The organism is Cupriavidus sp. FW305-3-2-15-C-LB2 (genome assembly GCF_058787575.1).
Window position 1 is genome coordinate 1 of the sequence record NZ_JBYSZW010000063.1, and the last position, 18,509, is coordinate 18,509.

The 18,509-nt window shown below is 68.5% G+C and carries 16 protein-coding genes; 6 read left to right on the top strand and 10 right to left on the bottom strand.

The window, feature by feature from the left end:
- Positions 1-125: 125 nt before the first annotated feature.
- Complete coding sequence (locus AC3WRR_RS31255) at positions 126-611, bottom strand: SixA phosphatase family protein (RefSeq protein ID WP_037024330.1); 486 nt, start codon at positions 609-611, stop codon at positions 126-128.
- Between the two features lie 158 nt (positions 612-769).
- On the opposite strand from AC3WRR_RS31255, the gene AC3WRR_RS31260 reads away from it, so the two are divergent.
- Positions 770-1,426 (top strand): dienelactone hydrolase family protein, encoded by a 657-nt coding sequence (locus tag AC3WRR_RS31260; RefSeq protein ID WP_010809841.1) that lies wholly within the window; start codon positions 770-772, stop codon positions 1,424-1,426.
- 111 nt (positions 1,427-1,537) lie between these two features.
- A complete protein-coding gene (locus tag AC3WRR_RS31265) occupies positions 1,538-2,602 on the top strand; it encodes a phytoene/squalene synthase family protein (RefSeq protein ID WP_454750014.1) in 1,065 nt (354 codons plus the stop codon).
- Here the strand turns inward: AC3WRR_RS31265 and AC3WRR_RS31270 are convergent.
- Together AC3WRR_RS31270 and AC3WRR_RS31275 are read right to left on the bottom strand one after the other, a co-directional pair.
- The gene (locus AC3WRR_RS31270) at positions 2,589-3,767 is read right to left on the bottom strand and encodes an FIST signal transduction protein (RefSeq protein WP_037024337.1); all 1,179 of its coding nucleotides are present in this window, start codon (positions 3,765-3,767) and stop codon (positions 2,589-2,591) included. The genes AC3WRR_RS31265 and AC3WRR_RS31270 overlap by 14 nt on opposite strands.
- Positions 3,768-3,919: 152 nt before the next feature.
- Positions 3,920-4,906 carry a Bug family tripartite tricarboxylate transporter substrate binding protein gene (locus AC3WRR_RS31275; RefSeq protein ID WP_010809838.1) on the bottom strand — a complete coding sequence of 329 codons (987 nt, stop codon included), beginning with the start codon at positions 4,904-4,906 and terminating at the stop codon, positions 3,920-3,922.
- 199 nt (positions 4,907-5,105) lie between these two features.
- Here AC3WRR_RS31275 and AC3WRR_RS31280 point away from each other — a divergent pair, with 199 nt between their 5' ends.
- The 3 genes from AC3WRR_RS31280 (at position 5,106) to tcuB (ending at position 8,739) form a co-directional block, all read left to right on the top strand.
- On the top strand, positions 5,106-6,032 hold the full coding sequence (locus AC3WRR_RS31280) for a LysR family transcriptional regulator (RefSeq protein WP_011616412.1): 927 nt from the start codon (positions 5,106-5,108) through the stop codon (positions 6,030-6,032).
- Positions 6,033-6,143: 111 nt separating this feature from the next.
- Positions 6,144-7,553 carry an FAD-dependent tricarballylate dehydrogenase TcuA gene (gene tcuA / locus AC3WRR_RS31285; RefSeq protein WP_492299065.1) on the top strand — a complete coding sequence of 470 codons (1,410 nt, stop codon included), beginning with the start codon at positions 6,144-6,146 and terminating at the stop codon, positions 7,551-7,553.
- The gene (gene tcuB / locus AC3WRR_RS31290; RefSeq protein ID WP_492299067.1) at positions 7,540-8,739 is read left to right on the top strand and encodes a tricarballylate utilization 4Fe-4S protein TcuB; all 1,200 of its coding nucleotides are present in this window, start codon (positions 7,540-7,542) and stop codon (positions 8,737-8,739) included. Before tcuA ends, tcuB begins: the two co-directional genes overlap by 14 nt.
- Before the next feature lie 84 nt (positions 8,740-8,823).
- Here tcuB and AC3WRR_RS31295 read toward each other — a convergent pair whose 3' ends face one another.
- The 5 genes from AC3WRR_RS31295 to AC3WRR_RS31315 all read right to left on the bottom strand — a co-directional run bounded on the left by AC3WRR_RS31295 (position 8,824) and on the right by AC3WRR_RS31315 (position 13,431).
- Complete coding sequence (locus AC3WRR_RS31295; RefSeq protein ID WP_010809834.1) at positions 8,824-9,831, bottom strand: Bug family tripartite tricarboxylate transporter substrate binding protein; 1,008 nt, start codon at positions 9,829-9,831, stop codon at positions 8,824-8,826.
- A gap of 206 nt (positions 9,832-10,037) precedes the next feature.
- Complete coding sequence (locus tag AC3WRR_RS31300) at positions 10,038-10,769, bottom strand: SDR family NAD(P)-dependent oxidoreductase (protein WP_010809833.1); 732 nt, start codon at positions 10,767-10,769, stop codon at positions 10,038-10,040.
- A gap of 90 nt (positions 10,770-10,859) precedes the next feature.
- Positions 10,860-12,062: a 3-oxoadipyl-CoA thiolase gene (gene pcaF, locus AC3WRR_RS31305; RefSeq protein WP_010809832.1), complete on the bottom strand. Its 1,203-nt coding sequence runs from the start codon at positions 12,060-12,062 to the stop codon at positions 10,860-10,862.
- A 40-nt stretch (positions 12,063-12,102) separates the two neighbouring features.
- The gene (locus AC3WRR_RS31310; RefSeq protein ID WP_010809831.1) at positions 12,103-12,744 is read right to left on the bottom strand and encodes a 3-oxoacid CoA-transferase subunit B; all 642 of its coding nucleotides are present in this window, start codon (positions 12,742-12,744) and stop codon (positions 12,103-12,105) included.
- Between the two features lie 24 nt (positions 12,745-12,768).
- A complete protein-coding gene (locus AC3WRR_RS31315; protein WP_010809830.1) occupies positions 12,769-13,431 on the bottom strand; it encodes a 3-oxoacid CoA-transferase subunit A in 663 nt (220 codons plus the stop codon).
- 478 nt (positions 13,432-13,909) lie between these two features.
- On the opposite strand from AC3WRR_RS31315, the gene AC3WRR_RS31320 reads away from it, so the two are divergent.
- Positions 13,910-14,167: a hypothetical protein gene (locus tag AC3WRR_RS31320; protein ID WP_492299069.1), complete on the top strand. Its 258-nt coding sequence runs from the start codon at positions 13,910-13,912 to the stop codon at positions 14,165-14,167.
- Positions 14,168-14,185: 18 nt separating this feature from the next.
- Here AC3WRR_RS31320 and AC3WRR_RS31325 read toward each other — a convergent pair whose 3' ends face one another.
- Together AC3WRR_RS31325 and AC3WRR_RS31330 are read right to left on the bottom strand one after the other, a co-directional pair.
- Entirely contained in the window at positions 14,186-17,248 is a 3,063-nt protein-coding gene (locus AC3WRR_RS31325) for an AAA family ATPase (RefSeq protein ID WP_492299071.1), read from the bottom strand.
- Complete coding sequence (locus AC3WRR_RS31330; RefSeq protein WP_454750007.1) at positions 17,245-18,393, bottom strand: exonuclease SbcCD subunit D; 1,149 nt, start codon at positions 18,391-18,393, stop codon at positions 17,245-17,247. The genes AC3WRR_RS31325 and AC3WRR_RS31330 overlap by 4 nt, the downstream gene beginning before the upstream one ends.
- Positions 18,394-18,509: the final 116 nt, after the last annotated feature.

Below are 18,509 nucleotides of genomic sequence, written 5' to 3' on the forward strand. Positions count from 1 at the left end.
GGGTGGGACCAAGCGTAGAGAAGCGTGAGGGCAGGCTTTCGCCTGCGATCACAAATTCTTATCGCTTCGCCCCGTATGGTCAAGCCGGATATATCACTGCCACGCTGAAGGCGGCCGGCATCGGATTACTTCTTCGGCGATTCCAGCGTGACTTTCGACGGGGTGATTTCGCCGACATCCTCCCACGCCTTGGTGTCGAAGCTGAATCTCGCGACGGCGCAGGTCGGCATGTCGGTAATCTCGTCCGACAAGCGATGCGCGAAGTCGGTGAACTCGGGGTTGTGACCGAACAGCATCACGCAATCGAGCTTCTTGTCGAGCGCACGAACGACGGCCAGCAACTGCTCCGCGCTGGTGGCGTACAGCTGGTCATCGAGCGCGATGTCCTTGCGTGCATAGCCGAGCTCGTCGGCGATCAGTTGCGCTGTCGTCAGCGCACGCAGGGCCGGACTCGACAGGAGCAGGTCGGGCTTCAGCTTACGCTCGGCCAGGCGCTTGCCCATTTCCGGGGCGTCTTGCAGGCCACGGTCATTCAGGGGGCGCTCACGGTCGGGCAAGGAGGGATCATCTTTACTTGACTTGGCATGCCGGACGAGAAACAGGGTCTTCATGTTTCCTCCTGATCCAAAGGGATGGTTGTCGATTGCGTGCGCCAGGAGACCTGCACACGGCGACTGGCCCCGCCGCCACGCCCGCCCTATAGTGGACTTGGATGGGCGCGATTGCAACGCGATGCACGTCTACGCACCACCCGTCGGAGGACTGCGCCATGCCGAGCAATTCAGAAGCCATCGAGGTTGTGATCCCGGCCGGCGGCGTGGACCTGCAAGGCATACTCACGTTGCCGCCCGGCGCGGTCGCATTGGTATTGTTTGCGCACGGCACGGGCAGTTCCCGGCTTAGCCCGCGCAATCGATATGTGGCCGCGGAGCTCAATCGCTGCGGCATGGCAACGCTGCTGATGGACCTGCTGCTGCCGGATGAAGACCAGGTGCAGGCCATCCGCTTCGACGTCGAGCTCCTGGCGACACGGCTGGCGCAGGCAACCAGCTGGGTGGCGCGGCAGCAAGCCGTGCCACAGCGGTTCGGCTACTTCGGCGCCAGCGTTGGTGGCGCCGCGTCGATCCGTGCCGCATGCCAGTCGTCTATCCCGATACACGCCGTCGTTTCGCGGGGGGGCCGGGTCGACCTGGCGGGCCCCGACGCCCTTGCGAAACTGCTTGCGCCCACCATGCTGATCATCGGCGGGCTGGACCTGAGCGTCCTGGAACGCAATGAATCGGCCTATGCCCAGCTGACATGCACCAAGAAGCTGGTGATCGTGCCCGGCGCCTCGCATTTGTTCGAGGAACCCGGCGCACTGGAATCGGTCGCTCGCCTGGCGGCGCAGTGGTTCGAGCGCTATCTCGGCAAGGACTCGCCCTGAACAGTGCCAGCAATCTGCCCCTGGCGTCGAAGGTACAATGCCCGGGCCCGGCCTGACGGCCACCCGGGCATTGTCACTTTCGCCAACCTCCCAGGGAACAGGACACCACCCATGCGCGAACCCAGCCGGGCGTTTCTCCTCGGTCCGCTGCTCAAAGGCGTCTCGCGTTCGTTCTATCTCACGCTGCGCGTGCTGCCCGAGCGGATGCGCGATCCGGTCGGCCTGGCCTATCTGCTGGCGCGTGCCGCCGACACGATTGCCGATACCTCGCTGATCCCGCCACAACGGCGCCTGGCGCTGCTGTTGTCGTTGCGCGACCAGGTCAACGGTGCAACCGCAGACACGGCGCTGGCCGACAGCATCGCAACCGAGGTGGCAGGCCGGCAGGAACAACAGTCGGACGAGCGCATCCTGCTCGAGTCACTGGGCCCTGCGCTGGCGGTGCTGGCGCAGCTGGAGCCGGACGACCGGCAAGCGGTACGGCAGATCGTATCGACCCTGAGCGAGGGCATGGAATTTGACCTGCGCACCTTCCCCGATGAAAACGCCGGCCGCATCGTCGCACTGCGCGAGCCGGAAGAGCTTGACCGTTATACGTACCTGGTCGCCGGATGCGTGGGCGAGTTCTGGACCAGCATGACCGCCGCGCACATGCCTGGCGCGATCGGCAAGCCCGACGCCATGCTGCGCCGCGGGGTCCGCTTCGGCAAAGCCTTGCAGATGACCAATGTGCTGCGGGACTGCGGCAAGGACCTGCGCATCGGCCGCTGCTATCTTCCGGCGACGATGCTGCACCAGCATGGCCTGAGCCCGCAGGATCTGCTGCTTGCGGACGCCTCGCCGCGCGCGCGGGCCTTGATGCTCGAGCTCGTGCGCAAGACGCTGGACCACTTTTGCGAGGCCATGGCGTACACGCTTGCCATTCACCCGCGTTTTATCCGGCTGCGGCTGGCTTGCCTGTGGCCCGTCCTTATCGGCATGGAAACGCTGTTGCTGCTGGTGCGCAACGACGACTGGCTGGACCCGGCAAAGGCGTCCAGACTGCAGCGCGGCAAGGTGTATCGGATCATTGCGTATTCGCTGCCGATGGTCCTGTCGAACAGCCTGTTGCGCATCTGGTTTGCGCGCCAGATGCGCAACATCGATGCTGTCATTCGCGGATTCAATGGCCGGTGAATACCGTCAGCACCCCCGTATAGCCATAGAGGTGATCCCTTGCGATCTCGCCGCCGGCAAAGAAGCCAGCCAGCGGGAGGTCGCCAAGCGCGCGGCGTACGGTCTGCAGCTCGGCATGCGGCGCGCCGAAATGCGGCCCGCCCCGGCCTGAGCAACTGATGTAGAGCGCGCCACGTGCGCGGCTGCCGCCGCGTTCGATCTCCGTACGGATCTCGGTGGCGACGCGCACCAGGTCCGCGCGCGCCGCGTCAGCATTGCGCATGCAGAAAGCCAGCCGCATGCCGGGCTCGACCATGTCGGCCAGCGCCAGCATGCGATGCTGCACGTCCAGGCCGATCAGGTGGCGCACCAGCGTGTCCGAGCCGAACCTGCCGGGCAGCACCGGGGCATCGTCGGCGGCTGAATTCAGGCCGGCCAGCGTTCCGGCCAGCGCCTCCGCCATGGTCTCCACCTGGGCATCGCGCTCGACGCCGAGGTCATTCAGGATGCAATCCAGGGCCGGCTTGCCGTCCAGCTCGAACAGGAGGTTGTGATCGCTGCGCGTGACGGCGCGCACCGGCCCGATCGGCTGGCAGCCCTGCGTGACGCGGGAGACCAGTTCGATTTCGGGGCCGAACAGCACGCCCGACAGTCCACCGGAAAACACGCCATCGGCAATATGCAAGGTACGGTTGCGGGCCGACGACAAGCCGCCGAACAGGTAACCGGTGGCCGTGCGCGCGCTCAGCTCATGCAACAGGTCCTGCACATCGGGCGTACTGCCCTCGGCATGCACCAGCGCGGTATGCGGAACGAAGCCGGAAGACGCGGGCGGCAAGGGCTGGCGCCCCGAAAACAGCTGGAACGCGTCGCGCGGAAATGGCGCCGCCATCAGCACCATGGCCGGCTCGTCGAAATACTCTTTGCCGCTGGCGGATACGCCCAGGCCGACCGTGCCGACCCAGGACACACCGGGCCAGTTCTGCTGCAGCGCGGCAAGGATGGCCTCGGCGGCCAGCGCGTAGTAGTCGCTCAGGTAGCACCAGCCGAGCGTGAGCGGCGGCGCGTTGTCTGCCTTCGCCTGGCGCAGGAAATCCTGCGTGTCCAGCTGGCGCTGGCAGTCTGCCAGCGCGACCTGCCATTCGACGTGGGCCGCGTCAGCGTGAACGAAGGAAAGGTCATGCATTTTGGGTTCCTCCGTATTCAGGCTGGCGACATCCATTGGACTGTTGCCGGCAAGGGGTGTTCAGCCCCCGTTCTGGCAGCCGGTCGGCTGCCGCGGCCGCTCCCGCGCGATCTCCTCCTGTAACGCCAGCGCCGCCCTTGTGAGCGAGGCCGTTACTCCGCCTTCGCCCCCGATTCCCGCGCCACCTTGCCCCACTTGTCGGTCTCGGCGCGGATAAAGGCAGCAAGCTGCGTTGGCGTCATGTCACCAGCGGTCACGCCCTGCTCGTCAAACCGCTTCTGCACCTCCGGCGCCTTCAGCAGCTTGCCCAGCTCCGCCGAGACGCGCTGCTCGATCGCCGCGGGCGTGCCGCGCGGCGCCATCAGCGCGAACCATGTGGTGACTTCGTAGCCCCTGACGCCGCTCTCCGCCAGCGTCGGCACGCCGGGATAGGCGGCCGAACGCTTCGCGGTGGTGACCGCCAGCGCCCGGACCTTGCCGCTGCGCACGTGCTGCGACGCCGACGGGCTGGTTTCGATCGCCATCTGGATCTGGCCCGCGATCAGGTCGGTCATCATCGGCGCGCCGCCCTTATACGGCACATGCGCAACGTCGGTGCCGGTCAGCGCGCGGAACAGCTCGCCGGACAGGTGCTCGGTGCTGCCGATGCCGGCCGAGCCGTAGTTGACCTTGCCGGGATGCGCCTTGATATAGGCGACCAGGTCGGACACGGACTTCACCGGGATCGCAGGATTGACCACCAGCACATTGGGCGTCAGCGCCACCAGGCCCACCGGATCGAGGTCGCGCGTGAACTCGTAGGGCAGGCTCTTGTAGATGGCCGGCGCCATGGTGTGGGCGACGGTGGCCAGCAGGAAGGTGTAGCCGTCGGCCGGCGCGCGCGCCACGTTGGCCGCGCCGAGGGTGCCGCCGGCGCCGGGGCGGTTATCCACCACCACCGGCTGCTGCAGCGCCTCGCCCAGCTTCTGGCCGATGGTGCGGGCGAGGATGTCGGTGGTGCCGCCGCTGGCGAAGGGCACTACCAGGGTGATCGGCTTGGCCGGCCAGTTGTCCGCGGCGAACGCGGCGGGCGCGCCCAGCACAGCGGTACCGGCGAGGCCGGCCATCACGGCGCGGCGCATGCGCGAAACGGTTGTCATGCAGTCTCCTTTGCGGGAAGTCATGTTGTTATGGAATGGCGGCTGCGTAGTGTCGCTTCCGCCGGTTTCTGACCGGTGCGACTCTACGCAGCCGCTGGCAAGCGCGCCATCGGGCGGGCGTTAACGGGTCTTCAGGATTCGTGAACCGCGGCAGGTTTTCCGCTACCATGCGGGCAAATTGCGGCAGCGGGGACGCGACATGGAACTGAGGCAACTGCGCTACTTCGTCAGCGTGATCGAGCACGGCAGCATGGGCAAGGCGGCGCTGGAGCTGGGCGTGGTCACGTCCGCGCTGAGCCAGCAGATCAGCCGGCTGGAGAGCGAGCTGTCGACGCGGCTGCTGCAGCGCACTTCCACCGGCGTGGTCGCCACCGACGCCGGGCTGGCCTTCTGGCGCCAGGCCCAGCTGGCGCTGCGTCATATCGACGATGCCGCGCTGGCCGCGCGGCAGGCGCGCCTGTCGGGCCATGTCAGCGTGGGCCTGCCGCCCAGCACCGCCGCGGTGCTGGCGCTGCCCTTCATGCAGGCCATGCGCGAGCGCTACCCCGACGTGCGACTGCGCATGGTGGAGAGCCTGTCCGGCTACCTCGGCACGATGCTGAGCGCGCGCCAGATCGACCTGGCGGTGCTGTTCAGCGAGGAGCCCGCGCAGCGCTGGAGCGTGCTGCCGCTGCTCGATGAGCGCCTGTTCGTGATCGGCGCCGAGGGGCTGGCCGGCATGCCGCGCGGCGAGCAGACCTCGGTGGCGGCACTTGGCAAGCTGCCGCTGATCCTGCCCAGCGGCTCGCACGGGCTGCGCGCGCTGGTCGCCGCGTGCTTTCGCCAGGCGAAGCGCGAACCCCAGGTGGTGGCGGAGATCGACGGGCTGGCGATCCTGATGGACGCCGTGCGCGGTGGCCTGGGCGCCACCATCCAGCCGGGCGCGGCACTGGCGCGCAGCCACGGCACGCCCTACCGCAGCATACTGGTCACCGACGCCGGCGCCACGCGGCCCAACCTGCTGGTCAGCCTGTCCGACGATGAACTGTCGCCGGCGGGCCTGGCCGCGCGCGTGGTGCTGGCCGACGTCGCCACCACGCTGGTGCGCGAGGGGCGCTGGCCCGGCGCCACGTTGCGCCCGCGCTGAGCCGGCTGTGCCCCGGCCGGGCTTCACGAAAGCTGAAGCCCCCTTGCCGCGCCCCTGCTGGCGCCCGCCCGCCTTGCGCGCCAAGATGGCGCCAGCAAGGAGACAATCCCCATGGTCGACGTATTGGTAATTGGCGGCGGCAACGCGGCCCTGTGCGCGGCGCTGATGGCGCGCGAAGCCGGGGCCTCGGTGCTGCTGCTCGAATCCGCGCCGCGCGCCTGGCGCGGCGGCAACTCCCAGCACACGCGCAACCTGCGCTGCATGCACGACGCGCCGCAGGACGTGCTGGTCGATGCCTATCCCGAGGAAGAGTACTGGCAGGATCTGCTCAAGGTCACCGGCGGCATCACCGACGAACACCTGGCGCGGCTGGTGATCCGCGCGTCATCGACCTGCCGGCCGTGGATGCGCAGGCATGGCGTGCGCTTCCAGCCGCCGCTGTCGGGTGCGCTGCACGTGGCGCGCACCAACGCCTTCTTCATGGGTGGCGGCAAGGCGCTGGTCAACGCGTACTACCGCAGCGCCGAAGCGATGGGGGTGCAGGTCCGCTATGAAACCCCGGTGGATACGATCGAGCTGGATGGCGACCGCTTCGTCGCCGCGCGCAGCGGCAGCCAGCGCTTCACCGCGCGCGCCTGCGTGCTGGCCGCGGGCGGCTTTGAATCCAACCGCGAATGGCTGCGCGAAGCCTGGGGCCGGAATGAACGTGGAGAATGGCCCGCCGACAACTTCCTGATCCGCGGCACGCGCTTCAACCAGGGCGTGCTGCTGCGTTACATGATCGACGCGGGCGCCGATGCCATCGGCGACCCGTCGCAATCGCACTGTGTCGCCATCGACGCGCGCGCGCCGCTGTACGACGGCGGCATCTGCACGCGCATCGATTGCGTGTCGCTGGGCGTCGTGGTCAATCGCGACGCCGTGCGCTTCTACGACGAGGGCGAGGACTTCTGGCCCAAGCGCTACGCCATCTGGGGCCGGCTGGTGGCGCAGCAGCCCGGGCAGATCGGCTATTCGATCATCGACAGCAAGGCCATCGGCCGCTTCATGCCGCCGGTGTTTCCCGGCGAGAAGGCCGACACGCTGCCTGAGCTCGCGCGCAAGCTCGGGCTGCCGGAAGCGCAGTTCGTGCGCACGGTGCAGGACTACAACGCGGCGTGCCGCGTCGGCAGCTTCGACCATACCGCGCTGGACGACTGCCACACCGAAGGCCTGGCACCAGCCAAGACGCATTGGGCCAGGCCGCTCGACCAGGCGCCGTTCTATGGCTACGCGCTGCGGCCGGGCATCACCTTCACTTACCTGGGGCTCAAGGTCAACGACCGCGCCCAGGTGCACTTTGGCGGCAAGCCAAGCGGGAATCTGTTCGTGGCAGGAGAAATGATGGCCGGCAACGTGCTCGGCAAGGGATACACGGCCGGTGTCGGCATGTCGATCGGCACGGCCTTCGGGCGCATCGCGGGCACGCAGGCTGCATTGGCGGCGGGCATCAACACGGGAGCCATCCATGCAGAAGCTTGAAGCCCTGACGCGCGAGGCCGCGCAACTGGCCGGGCAGGACGCTGCCGCCCCGGCGCCGCAGTCCCGCGTCATCCGCGTGCTGCCGCTGACCGACAATGAGGCCGAAGTTGCCCGGCAGATGCAGATCTGCAATGCCTGCCGCTACTGCGAAGGCTTCTGCGCGGTGTTCCCGGCCATGACCCGCCGGCTGGAGTTCGGCAAGGCCGACGTCAACTACCTGGCCAACCTGTGCCACAACTGCGGCGCCTGCTACCACGCCTGCCAGTACGCGCCGCCGCATGATTTCGGCGTCAATGTGCCGCAGGCCATGGCAAAGGTGCGGCTGGGAACCTATAGCGAATATGCATGGCCCGCGCCGCTGGGCAAGCTGTACCAGCGCAACGGGCTGACGGTGTCGGTGGCGCTGGCCTTCGGGCTGGCGTTGTTCCTGGTACTCGCCGCCACGCTGGGCGGCGCGCTGTGGCAGACGCATGAGGGCGGCAATTTCTACGCGGTATTCCCGCACAACACGCTGGCGGCATTGTTCGGCAGTGTGTTCGGCTTTGCCGTGCTTGCGCTTGGCCTGGGCGTGCGCCGCTTCTGGCGTGATGTCTCTGCCGGCACAGCGTCGGCACCGGCCGTGGCAGAGGCGGCCCGGAACGTGCTGGCACTGACCTACCTCGATGGCGGCCACGGCGATGGCTGCAACGAGGCCAGCGACCGCTTCACACTGGCGCGGCGGCGCTTCCACCATTTCACGTTCTACGGTTTCATGCTGTGCTTTGCGTCGACAGCGGTGGCGACCGGCTACCACTATCTGCTGGGCTGGCATGCGCCCTATCCGGTCACGAGCCTGCCGGTGCTGCTGGGCACCGCCGGCGGCGTGGGCCTGCTGGTGGGCCCGGCCGGCTTGCTGTGGCTGAACCTGCGCCGGCACCCGATGCATGGGGATGCCCGGCAGCGCCCGATGGACCGCGGCTTCATCGCGCTGCTGCTGCTGACCAGCGCCACCGGACTGGGGTTGCTGGCCGGGCGCGGCACGGCGGCGATGCCGCTGCTGCTGGCGGTCCACCTTGGCGTGGTGATGGCGTTGTTTGCGACGCTGCCGTATGGCAAGTTCGCACACGGCATCTATCGCAGTGCGGCGCTGCTCAAATCTGCGATCGAAAAGCGGCAGAAAAACAAGCTGCAGCTTGGCAGCGATTGAGTGGCAGCCGTCCCCGCCCACGCATAAACAAAAAGCCGGTCCCCGACAGGGACCGGCTTTTCTTTGGCGCAGCCTGTATGTGAATCAATCCACCGTAGCGCCCGAAGCCTTCACCACCTTCGCCCACTTGGCCGTCTCCGACTTCATGAACGCGGCCAGCTGGGCCGGCTTTTCCGGGTTGGGTTCGGCACCCTGGTCGGCCATCTGCTTCTTCACTTCCGGCATGGCCAGGATCTTCACCACTTCGGCGTTGAGGCGGTCGACGATGGGCTGCGGCGTGCCGCCGGTGGCGTACAGCGCAAACCACGAGGTGGCTTCATAGCCCGGCACGCCCGATTCGGCCACGGTCGGCACGTTGGGCAGCGCCGGCGAGCGCTTGGCCGAAGTCACGGCGATGGCGCGCAACTTGCCGGCCTTCACGTGCGGGTACGACGACGGCATGTTGTCGAACATCAGGCCGATCTGGTTGCCCAGCAGGTCGTTCACGGCCGGGGCGCTGCCCTTGTACGGGATGTGCTGGATATGCAGGCCGGTCATGGAGTTGAACAGCTCGCCCGACAGGTGCATCGACGAACCGCTGCCCGACGAGCCGTACGACAGCTTGTCCGGGTTGGCCTTGACGTAGGTGATCAGTTCCTTGACGTTGTTGACCGGCACCTTGGGATTCACCACCACCAGGTTCGGCACCATGGCCACGCGCGTGATCGGTGCGAAGTCCTTGACCGGGTCATACGGCAGCTTGGAGTACAGCGACTGGTTGATCGCGTGCGTGCCGATGGTGCCCATGAACAGCGTGTAGCCATCGCCAGGCGCCTTGGCCGCCAGCGAGGCGCCGATATTGCCGCCCGCGCCCGGACGGTTGTCGATCACCACCGGCTGGCCGAGCGCCTTGCCCAGCTGCAGGCCGACGATGCGGGCCAGGATGTCGGTGGTGCCGCCGGCCGAGAACGGCACGATCATGGTGATCGGCTTGGTCGGGTAGCCGCCCTGCGCATGGGCCGCACCGGCAAAGCCGGCGATGGTGGTGGCCAGCGCCACGCCAGCGGCAAGCAGGCGGCGGCGCGTGGTGGAGGTCTGGGAATCTTGTCTCATCGGTAATGCTCCGGTGCTATATCGTTCCGGCGGTGATTGGGTACCGCGGGAGGTTGTGCTGAATGGCGTGATTGCCGTTCCCGAACGGATGGCGCGCACATGCGCGCATCCGGTGGGCGGCCCGGCCACGGGCCGCCATGCGTGACGCTTGGTTAACGTCTCTTCTTGTTGAATGCTTGAATGCGGATGCCTGGGACGCGCGCTGCTTACACCGGCGCAACGCCCAGCGTGGTGCCGCCGCACACGTACAGCACCTGGCCGGTGACGAAGCCGTTGTCTGGCGACAGGAAGAACAGCGCGGCACGCGCAACGTCTTCCGGCGTACCCATGCGCTTGACCGTGATGCTGGCCAGGATGCGCCGGGTCTGTTCGGCGCCTTCGGGGTTGCTCTTGCGGAACAGCTCGGTGGCGATCGGGCCCGGGGCCACGGCGTTGACGGTGACGCCGTCGCCGCCCAGCTCCATCGCGAGCGTGCGGGTCATGCCGATCAGGCCGGCCTTGGTGGCGGAGTACACCACGCGCTCGGCCTTGCCCAGCGCGGCGCGCGAGGCCATGTTGACGATGCGGCCAAAGCCGGCGGCACGCATCGCGGGCAGGCACGCCTGCGTCAGCAGCAGCGTGGCCTGCAGGTGCAGGGCGGTCACGTAGTCCAGGTCGGCGACGGTGGCGGTGTCGGCGGTGCCGGGGCGCGTGGCGCCGGCGTTGTTCACCAGGCGCGTGACGGCGAAGCGCGAGGTCACCTGCGCGGCCACGGCGCGGGTCGCCTCGGCATCGGTCAGGTCGGCCTGGAAGAAAGTCAGGTTCGGGTGCGACCAGGCCGGTTCGGCATAGTCGATATTGACCACCTGGGTCACGCCATCGGCCAGCAGCATTTCACAGATGGCGCGGCCGATACCGGAACTGCCGCCGGTCACGAGCGTGGCTACGGGAAGGGACATCTCTTGCTCACTCCAAGAACTACCGCTAACTCGCTCCCTCTCCCGCTTGCGGGAGAGGGAGTACACCCTCAGCTTTCCAACTGGCTTGACTTAGACCCGCTCGATCACCATCGCAATACCCTGGCCCACGCCAATGCACATCGTGCACAGCGCAAAGCGCCCACCGGTGCGATGCAGCTGGTACATCGCGGTGGTCACCAGGCGCGCGCCGCTCATGCCCAGCGGGTGGCCCAGCGCGATCGCGCCGCCGTTCGGGTTGACGCGCTTGTCGTCGTCGGCCACGCCCAGTTCACGCAGCACGGCCAGGCCTTGCGCGGCGAACGCTTCGTTCAGCTCGATCACGTCGATCTGGTCCATGGTCATGCCCAGCTGCCTGAGCAGCTTCTGCGACGCCGGTGCCGGGCCGATGCCCATCACGCGCGGCGCCACGCCGGCGGTGGCCATGCCGACGATGCGGGCGCGCGGGGTCAGGCCGTGCTGCTTGAGACCGGCTTCGCTGGCCAGCAGCAGCGCGCAGGCGCCGTCGTTCACGCCCGAGGCATTGCCAGCGGTCACGGTGCCGTCAGGACGGACCACGCCGCGCAGCTTGGCCAGCGCTTCCATGCTGGTGGCGCGCGGGTGCTCGTCGCGCTCGACCACGATCGGGTCGCCCTTCTTCTGGGCGATGGTGACCGGGGTTATTTCCTGCGCCAGCGTGCCGTCGGCCTGCGCGCGCGAGGCCTTTTCCTGGCTGCGCAGCGCCATCAGGTCCTGGTCTTCGCGGCTGATCTTGTAGTCGGTGGCGACGTTCTCGGCGGTCTCGGGCATCGAGTCCACGCCGTAGGCCGCGCGCATGGCCGGGTTGATGAAGCGCCAGCCGATGGTGGTGTCGAAGATCTGCGCATCGCGCGAGAACGCGCTGGTGGCCTTGCCCATCACGAACGGGGCGCGGCTCATGCTTTCCACGCCGCCGGCGATCATCAGGGTGGCTTCGCCGGCCTTGATGGCGCGCGCGGCGGTGCCGGTAGCGTCCATGCCGGAGCCGCACAGGCGGTTGATGGTGGCGCCCGGCACCTCTTGCGGCAGGCCCGCCAGCAGCGCCGACATGCGTGCCACGTTGCGGTTGTCTTCGCCGGCCTGGTTGGCGTTGCCGTAGATCACGTCATCGATGGCCTTCCAGTCCAGGTTCGGATTGCGGGCCATCAGCGCCTTCAGCGGCACCGCGCCGAGGTCGTCCGGGCGCACCGCGGACAGGCTGCCGCCGTAGCGGCCGATGGGGGTGCGGATGGCGTCGCAGATAAAGGCTTCGGTCATGGTGTGTCTCTCTCGTTTTGGTGTGTGGTGATGCCGGCGCTCAGGCGGCCAGCTTCAGGGGAACGCCGGTAATGCGCTGCAGTTCATCGAAGCTCAGCCCTTCGACCAGGTCGCGCGCGACCAGCCCGTCGGCGGTCACGTCGATGGTCGCAAGGTCAGTGTAGATGCGGGTCACGCAGCCGATGCCGGTCAGCGGATAGGTGCACTGCGGCACAATCTTGCTCTCGCCCTGCTTGGTCTGGTGCTCCATCATCACGAACACCTGCTTGGCGCCGATGGCCAGGTCCATCGCGCCGCCCACGGCGGGGATGGCGCCGGGCGCGCCGGTGTGCCAGTTGGCCAGGTCGCCCTTCTCTGAGACCTGGAACGCACCCAGCACGCAGAAGTCCAGGTGGCCGCCACGCATCATCGCGAACGAATCGGCGTGATGGAAGAACGAGCCGCCCGGCTTGACCGTCACCGGCTGCTTGCCGGCATTGATCAGGTCGCCGTCTTCCTCGCCGGGCGCGGGCGCGGGGCCCATGCCAAGCAGGCCGTTCTCGCTGTGCAGCAGGATTTCCTTGTCTGCGGGCAGGTGGTTGCCGACCAGTGTCGGCAGGCCGATGCCGAGGTTGACCACGGCACCGTCGGGAATGTCTTTGGCCACGCGGGCGGCCATCTGATCGCGGGTCAGGCGTTGCATCTGGATTCTCCTGTTACCTGTCGCTCAGGCGACCTTGACGACGCGCTTGACGAAGAGGCCCGGCGTCACGATGTGTTCGGGGTCCATCTCGCCCAGCTCCACCACGTGGCTGACTTGCACGATGGCGCATTTGGCGGCCATCGCCATGATCGGGCCGAAATTGCGCGCAGTCTTGCGATAGGTAAGGTTGCCCCAGCGGTCGGCGGTGTCGGCCTTGATCAGCGCGAAGTCGGCGTGGATCGGGGTCTCGAACACATAGCCCTGGCCGTCGATGATGCGCGTTTCCTTGCCCTCGGCCAGCGGCGTGCCGTAGGCGGTGCGCGTGAAGAAGCCGCCGATGCCGGCACCGGCGGCGCGGATGCGCTCGGCCAGGTTGCCCTGGGGCACCAGTTCCAGCTCGATCTCGCCCGCGTGGTAGAGCGAATCGAAGACGTAGGAATCCGCCTGGCGCGGGAACGAGCAGATGATCTTGCGCACGCGCTTGGTCTTGAGCAGCGCGGCCAGCCCGGTGTCGCCGTTGCCGGCGTTGTTGTTGACGATGGTCAGGTCGCGCGCGCCTTGCTCGATCAGCGCGTCGATCAGTTCCGCGGGCATGCCTGCGAGGCCGAAGCCGCCAATCAGGATGGTGGCGCCGTCGTGGATGCCGGCCACCGCCGCTTCCACCGAGTCGTATAGCTTGTTGATCACTTGCGTTCCAGGTCGGAAGATCCGCCAGGCTACCGGAGCGGGCCGCAAGACGCGGCGCATGAAAGGCTGTCTCCGGTAATCCTGCCGGAAGGAGTTTCGTCGCGGCGGGCTGCGCGGGGCGCTACCCATTTGAACGAGTCCAGCAGTCTGCGTGAGTCTTTGCGTGTGGACCGGTTGTTCGTTAACCGATTTGTTCGATATACGAACTTGAATTCGCAGAATGAACAGATTACACCTGCGCGTCGGCGACGGTCAAGCCGACCGGGCGGTCGGCTAACCAGATTGTGCGATTAGCGCGCGCGGGTGACGGGCACACCCCGTGTGTAGGACGGGGCCGACATCACAATCGGCTCGCACTCGATATGGCCCGGGGGTCGCACGCGCTATTGTGGAATCAGGCAAGGCAACACCCGCACAGCAGCCACCGGACCACCCGGCTGAGTAGGGCAGCCTGGCAACAAAGAACGAGGAGCCCGTCATGGCCACCGTCCATGTCCCGTTTTCATCCACGCCCCATGCAGTGGCGCTTGCGCGCATCCTGCATGTCACGCAGCAGGCGTGGGGACTGAAACCCAGCAAGGATCAACTGCAATCGCCCGCGCCTGCCCCGGCTGACGCCAACATGCCATCCCGCCCGCACCCGCTGTCGCGCCGCGTGCGCCTGGCCCGGGCAGCCGCCCGCGCATTTGAAGCGCAAGTGATGGCGATTCGTTGCCGCCAGGTATTCGTCGGCTGACGGGGAAACCCCGCGGCATTACGCGAGGGTCGCCACGCCCGTCAACAGTACCCGGCTGCCGCCAACCCCAGGGCGCACCTCCAACCGCACGTCGATGCGCTCACGCAATTCGGTGACGTGCGAAATGATCCCAACCAGCCGCCCTGCCTGCTGCAGGTCCAGCAGCGTACGGATGGCAAAGTCCAGGCTCTCGGGATCGAGCGTGCCAAAGCCTTCGTCGACAAACAGCGTATCAAGCTGGATGCCGCCGGCGCGCGACTGCACCACGTCGGCCAGCCCCAGCGCCAGCGACAACGACGCGAGGAAGCCCTCGCCGCCTGACAGCGTATTGGCCGGACGCGCCGCGCCGGTATCGTGGTCGAACACTTCGATATCCAGTCCGCCCGCACTGCGCTGGTCTGCCTGCTCGCGCACGCGCTGCAGCACATAGCGGCCGCGGCTCATCGCCAGCAAACGCGCCGACGCGGCTTCCAGCACCTCATCGAGCAGCGTGGCCAGCACGAAGCGCTGGAAGGTCATGCGGCGCGGGTTGTTGCCGTTGGCGACTTCGGCCAGCCGGCCCAGCACCGCGTAGCGTGCCTCGATGTCGCGCCCCTGCGCGTCCAGCTGCTGCAGGCGCAGCTGGCACTGCAGCAGCGTGTCGCGCGAACGGCCGCGCTCGGCCTGTTGCCGGACCAGGGCTTCCACCGCGGCGGCCGACGCATCGCGCGCTGCGCGCAGGCCGTCCAGATCCGGTGCGTCCAGCGCTTGCGCGGCGGCCTCGGCGCGTTCGCGCCAGTCGGCGGCTGTGGCCAGCTGGGTATCGAACGCGCGCAGCGTCGCGTCGAGCGCCTGCATGGCATCGTCGCCAAGACAGGCGGCCGCGTGGGCCGGCACATCGGCAAAGCCTTGCTGCGCGAGCGCCTTTGCAAGCACGGATTCGGCCTCGGCCAGGCGGTTAGACGCCTGGGCCTGTGCCTGCTGTGCCGAGACCAGTCCAGCCTGTGCCCCGGCCGCGTCCGCCGCAGCCTGGCGCTCGGCCGCCTGCGCAGCGGCCAGTGCCTGTTCCAAGGCGGCGAGCATAGCCTGCGCCTGCCGCAGGGCCTCGCCCAGCGCCACGGGGTCGCGTGAATCCTCGGGAACCTGCGCACTGTTGGCCTGCCATTCGCCACGGCAGTGGGCCAGCGCCTGGGCAGCGGCCTCGGCGCCGGCCGTGGCATCGCGGCTGGCGGCGTCCGCCGCTGCGAGCGCGGTGCGGCAGCTGACGATGGCGGCTTCGCGTTGCGCAAGGCTTGCCGCCGCTTGCCGGCCTTCGGCCAGTGCCGCTTCCAGTCCCGTGATCTCGGCTTTCAGCTTGCGGGCGGACTCGTCGCCGACCTCGCCCAGCGCCTGCGCCAGTTCGTCCAGCCGCTCGCGCGCCTGGGCAATGGCAGCTTGTGCCGCCTGGTGCTGGCCGGTGCAGCGCACCGCATGGGATTCAGCCTCGAGCGCGGCGTGGCGGGCCTGCTCCAGCGCCTGGTCCGACAGCGGCGCCGCCACGTGCTGCGCCGGTGCCGGGTGCGCGGTGCTGCCGCAGACCGGGCAGGCATCGCCCGCTGCCAGGCTTGCGGCCAGCCGCGCGGCCTGCCCGGCGCGCCAGGCGGCTTCCGCTTCGGCCAGCGCGGCGCGGCACTGCTCGCGCTGGCGCAGGGCTTGCTGTTCGGCAGCGGCGGCATTGGCCGCCTGTGCGTTCGCGGCATCCAGTGCCCGGACAGCTTGCTGATGACGGTCAAGCTGCCGCGCGCGTTCCTGCAACGCGGCCAGCTGCAACGCCGTGGCCTGTGCCTGCGCGGCAGCAAGCTGGCCTTGCGCCAGCGCGGACTCCGCGCCAACGGCATCGGCTTGCCGCGTGGCAAGCTGTGCGGCGGCGCGTTCGCGCGCGGTGGCGGCTGCCACCTGCCTGGCTTCGGCCGCCTGCAGCGCGGCCAGCTGCGCACCCAGCTGCTGCGCGCGCGGCAGCATGTCTGCCAGCTGCGAAACCCGCCTCTGCGCGGACTGGCGCGCTTCAGCGCGTGCCTTTTCGGCCTGCAAGGCGGCAGCCGCCTGCGTGGCCTGTTGCGCGGCGCGCGCCGCCTGCTCGCCAGACTGCGTCAAGGCAACGGCGCTGGCGGCCTGGTCGCGCTGCGCGGCTTGCCACGCCTGCAGTGCCGGCCTGACACGCGCGGCGCGCTGGGCGGCGTGCAGGCGCGCGCGCTCATGCTCCATGGCTGGCTGGCGCGCCAGCAGCGCCGCGTGCGCGGCCTGCGCCTGCTGGCGTTCCCGCAACCGCGCCGCCACCTGCTCGCCGGCACCCAGCGCCGCCTGCGCTGCGGCCAGCGTGGCCCGCGCGCCCTGTTCCTGCCCCTGCAGCGCCTGCAACTCGGCCTGCAAGGCCTCGATTCCCTCTGCCAGCGCCTGCGCCGATTCCACCCCAACCTGGCGCAGCGCTTCGTCGCGCTGGATAGTGATGCGCTCGGCATCGCGGCGGATGCCGGCGGCCTCGGCCTTCAGCAGCTCTTCCACGCGCCGGTACAACTCGGTGCGGAACAGGCGCTCCAGAATGGCCTGGCGCGCCTGCGAACTGGCGGTCAGCAATTCACGGAAGCGCCCCTGCGGCAGCACGATCACCTGGCGGAACTGGGCACTGTCGAAACCCAGCAAGTCGCGCACGGCGTCGCTGACCCTGGCGGGCTGGCTGGCCTTGCTGATCCAGTCGTTGCCGTCATGCAGGTCCAGCTGGGCCTTGGCCGGCTCGGTCACCCAGCCCTCGCCGCGCTGCTTGGGCCGCTCCTGTACCGGCGAGCGCACCACGCGCCAGCGCTGCGCGCCCAGGCTGAACTCCAGCGTCACCTCGGTGCGCAGCGCGGGCGCGGCGTTGGCGCTGCGCATGGCCTGCGCACTGCGCTCGCCGCCGGAGGTATCGCCGTACAGCGCAAAGCAGATCGCGTCGAGCAGCGTGGTCTTGCCCGCGCCGGTCGGGCCGTGGATCAGCACAAAGGCCTGCTCGCCCAGCCGCGTGAAATCGACCTGCTCGGTCGCGGCAAAGGGACCGAAGGCCTGCAGCGTCAAATGCAGCGGTCTCATGCCGACTCCCTGTCCGCGGCGGCGATCCCGGTCAGCACCTGGTCGAGCACGGCACGCTGGTCCGGTTCCAGCTCGGCATCCGCCACTTCGCGGAAGAAGTTGGCAAAGAGTTCGCCGGTACCCAGTTGCCGCAACTTGCGCCCGGCCTCCGAAGCCGTGCCGGTGCGCGCCAGCACCGTGCGTTCGATCGCGAGCGCATTGGGATAGACCTGCCGCAGCCTGGCCATCGGGTCCAGCAGCGCGCCCGTATCGGTGAGCCGCGCGTGGATGTAGTCATCGCGTTGCGGATCATCGACACCCGCCGCCAGCACCGCGGCCAGTTCGCCTTCGACCACGCGCACATCGCGCAGCGCCTGCAGCGGCACCGGCGTGATGGCGACCGCCCCGTCCGCGCCCAGTTCGATGCGCGACACCGACTTGTCGTGCGCGCACTCTGACAGCGAATACTTCAGCAGCGAGCCCGCATAGTGAACGCGCCCGGCGCCCAGCGTCTGGGGCCGGTGCAGGTGGCCCAGCGCCACCAGGTCAAAGCCGGCGAACAGGTCCGCAGCCACCGCGCCGCTGCCGCCCACCGACAGCGGCCGTTCCGATTCGCTTGCCGCGCCGCCCACCACGAAGGCATGGCCCACCACCACGGCACGCACGCCCGGCGGATGCACCGCGCGGATGGCATCGAGCTGCGCGCGCAGCGCGGCTTCATGCGATGGCAGGTCGGTGCCCATGGCATCGCGCACCACCGCCGGTTCCGCGTACGGCAGCGCGTAGATGCGCACCTCGCCGTGGGTGTCGTGCAGCGTCACGCAGGCCGCCTCGGCCAGCGTGCGGCCGGCCACGTGCAGGCCCTGCGCCCGCATCAGCCGCGCGCCGAATTCCAGCCGCTGCGCGCTGTCATGGTTGCCGGCGATCATCACCACCGGCACTCCGGTGTCGATGACGATGCGGCCCAGCACGTCGTCGAGCAAGGCCACTGCTTCAGGCGGCGGCACGGCGCGGTCGTAGACGTCGCCGGCGATCAGCACGGCATCGGGGCGTTCGGTGCGGACCAGTTCGACAAACTGGTCGAGGATATGGGCCTGGTCTTCCAGCAGGCTGCGCGCATGGAAGAGCCGGCCGAGATGCCAGTCGGCGGTGTGAAGGAAACGCAATCCGGGATCCGATAGATGCAAAGGCGAAACCCGCATCATAATGCGTTGCGACCTGACTGCCCGTTCAGCAACGGTTCAGGCGGGCGCGCGCATCATGCATGCAGTCGCCCCAAATT

Coding starts and splice junctions, on each gene's coding strand:
- AC3WRR_RS31255 (WP_037024330.1), bottom strand. CDS start 611: ATGAAGACCCTGTTTCTCGTCCGGCATGCCAAGTCAAGTAAAGATGAT.
- AC3WRR_RS31260 (WP_010809841.1), top strand. CDS start 770: ATGCCGAGCAATTCAGAAGCCATCGAGGTTGTGATCCCGGCCGGCGGC.
- AC3WRR_RS31265 (WP_454750014.1), top strand. CDS start 1,538: ATGCGCGAACCCAGCCGGGCGTTTCTCCTCGGTCCGCTGCTCAAAGGC.
- AC3WRR_RS31270 (WP_037024337.1), bottom strand. CDS start 3,767: ATGCATGACCTTTCCTTCGTTCACGCTGACGCGGCCCACGTCGAATGG.
- AC3WRR_RS31275 (WP_010809838.1), bottom strand. CDS start 4,906: ATGACAACCGTTTCGCGCATGCGCCGCGCCGTGATGGCCGGCCTCGCC.
- AC3WRR_RS31280 (WP_011616412.1), top strand. CDS start 5,106: ATGGAACTGAGGCAACTGCGCTACTTCGTCAGCGTGATCGAGCACGGC.
- tcuA (WP_492299065.1), top strand. CDS start 6,144: ATGGTCGACGTATTGGTAATTGGCGGCGGCAACGCGGCCCTGTGCGCG.
- tcuB (WP_492299067.1), top strand. CDS start 7,540: ATGCAGAAGCTTGAAGCCCTGACGCGCGAGGCCGCGCAACTGGCCGGG.
- AC3WRR_RS31295 (WP_010809834.1), bottom strand. CDS start 9,831: ATGAGACAAGATTCCCAGACCTCCACCACGCGCCGCCGCCTGCTTGCC.
- AC3WRR_RS31300 (WP_010809833.1), bottom strand. CDS start 10,769: ATGTCCCTTCCCGTAGCCACGCTCGTGACCGGCGGCAGTTCCGGTATC.
- pcaF (WP_010809832.1), bottom strand. CDS start 12,062: ATGACCGAAGCCTTTATCTGCGACGCCATCCGCACCCCCATCGGCCGC.
- AC3WRR_RS31310 (WP_010809831.1), bottom strand. CDS start 12,744: ATGCAACGCCTGACCCGCGATCAGATGGCCGCCCGCGTGGCCAAAGAC.
- AC3WRR_RS31320 (WP_492299069.1), top strand. CDS start 13,910: ATGGCCACCGTCCATGTCCCGTTTTCATCCACGCCCCATGCAGTGGCG.
- AC3WRR_RS31325 (WP_492299071.1), bottom strand. CDS start 17,248: ATGAGACCGCTGCATTTGACGCTGCAGGCCTTCGGTCCCTTTGCCGCG.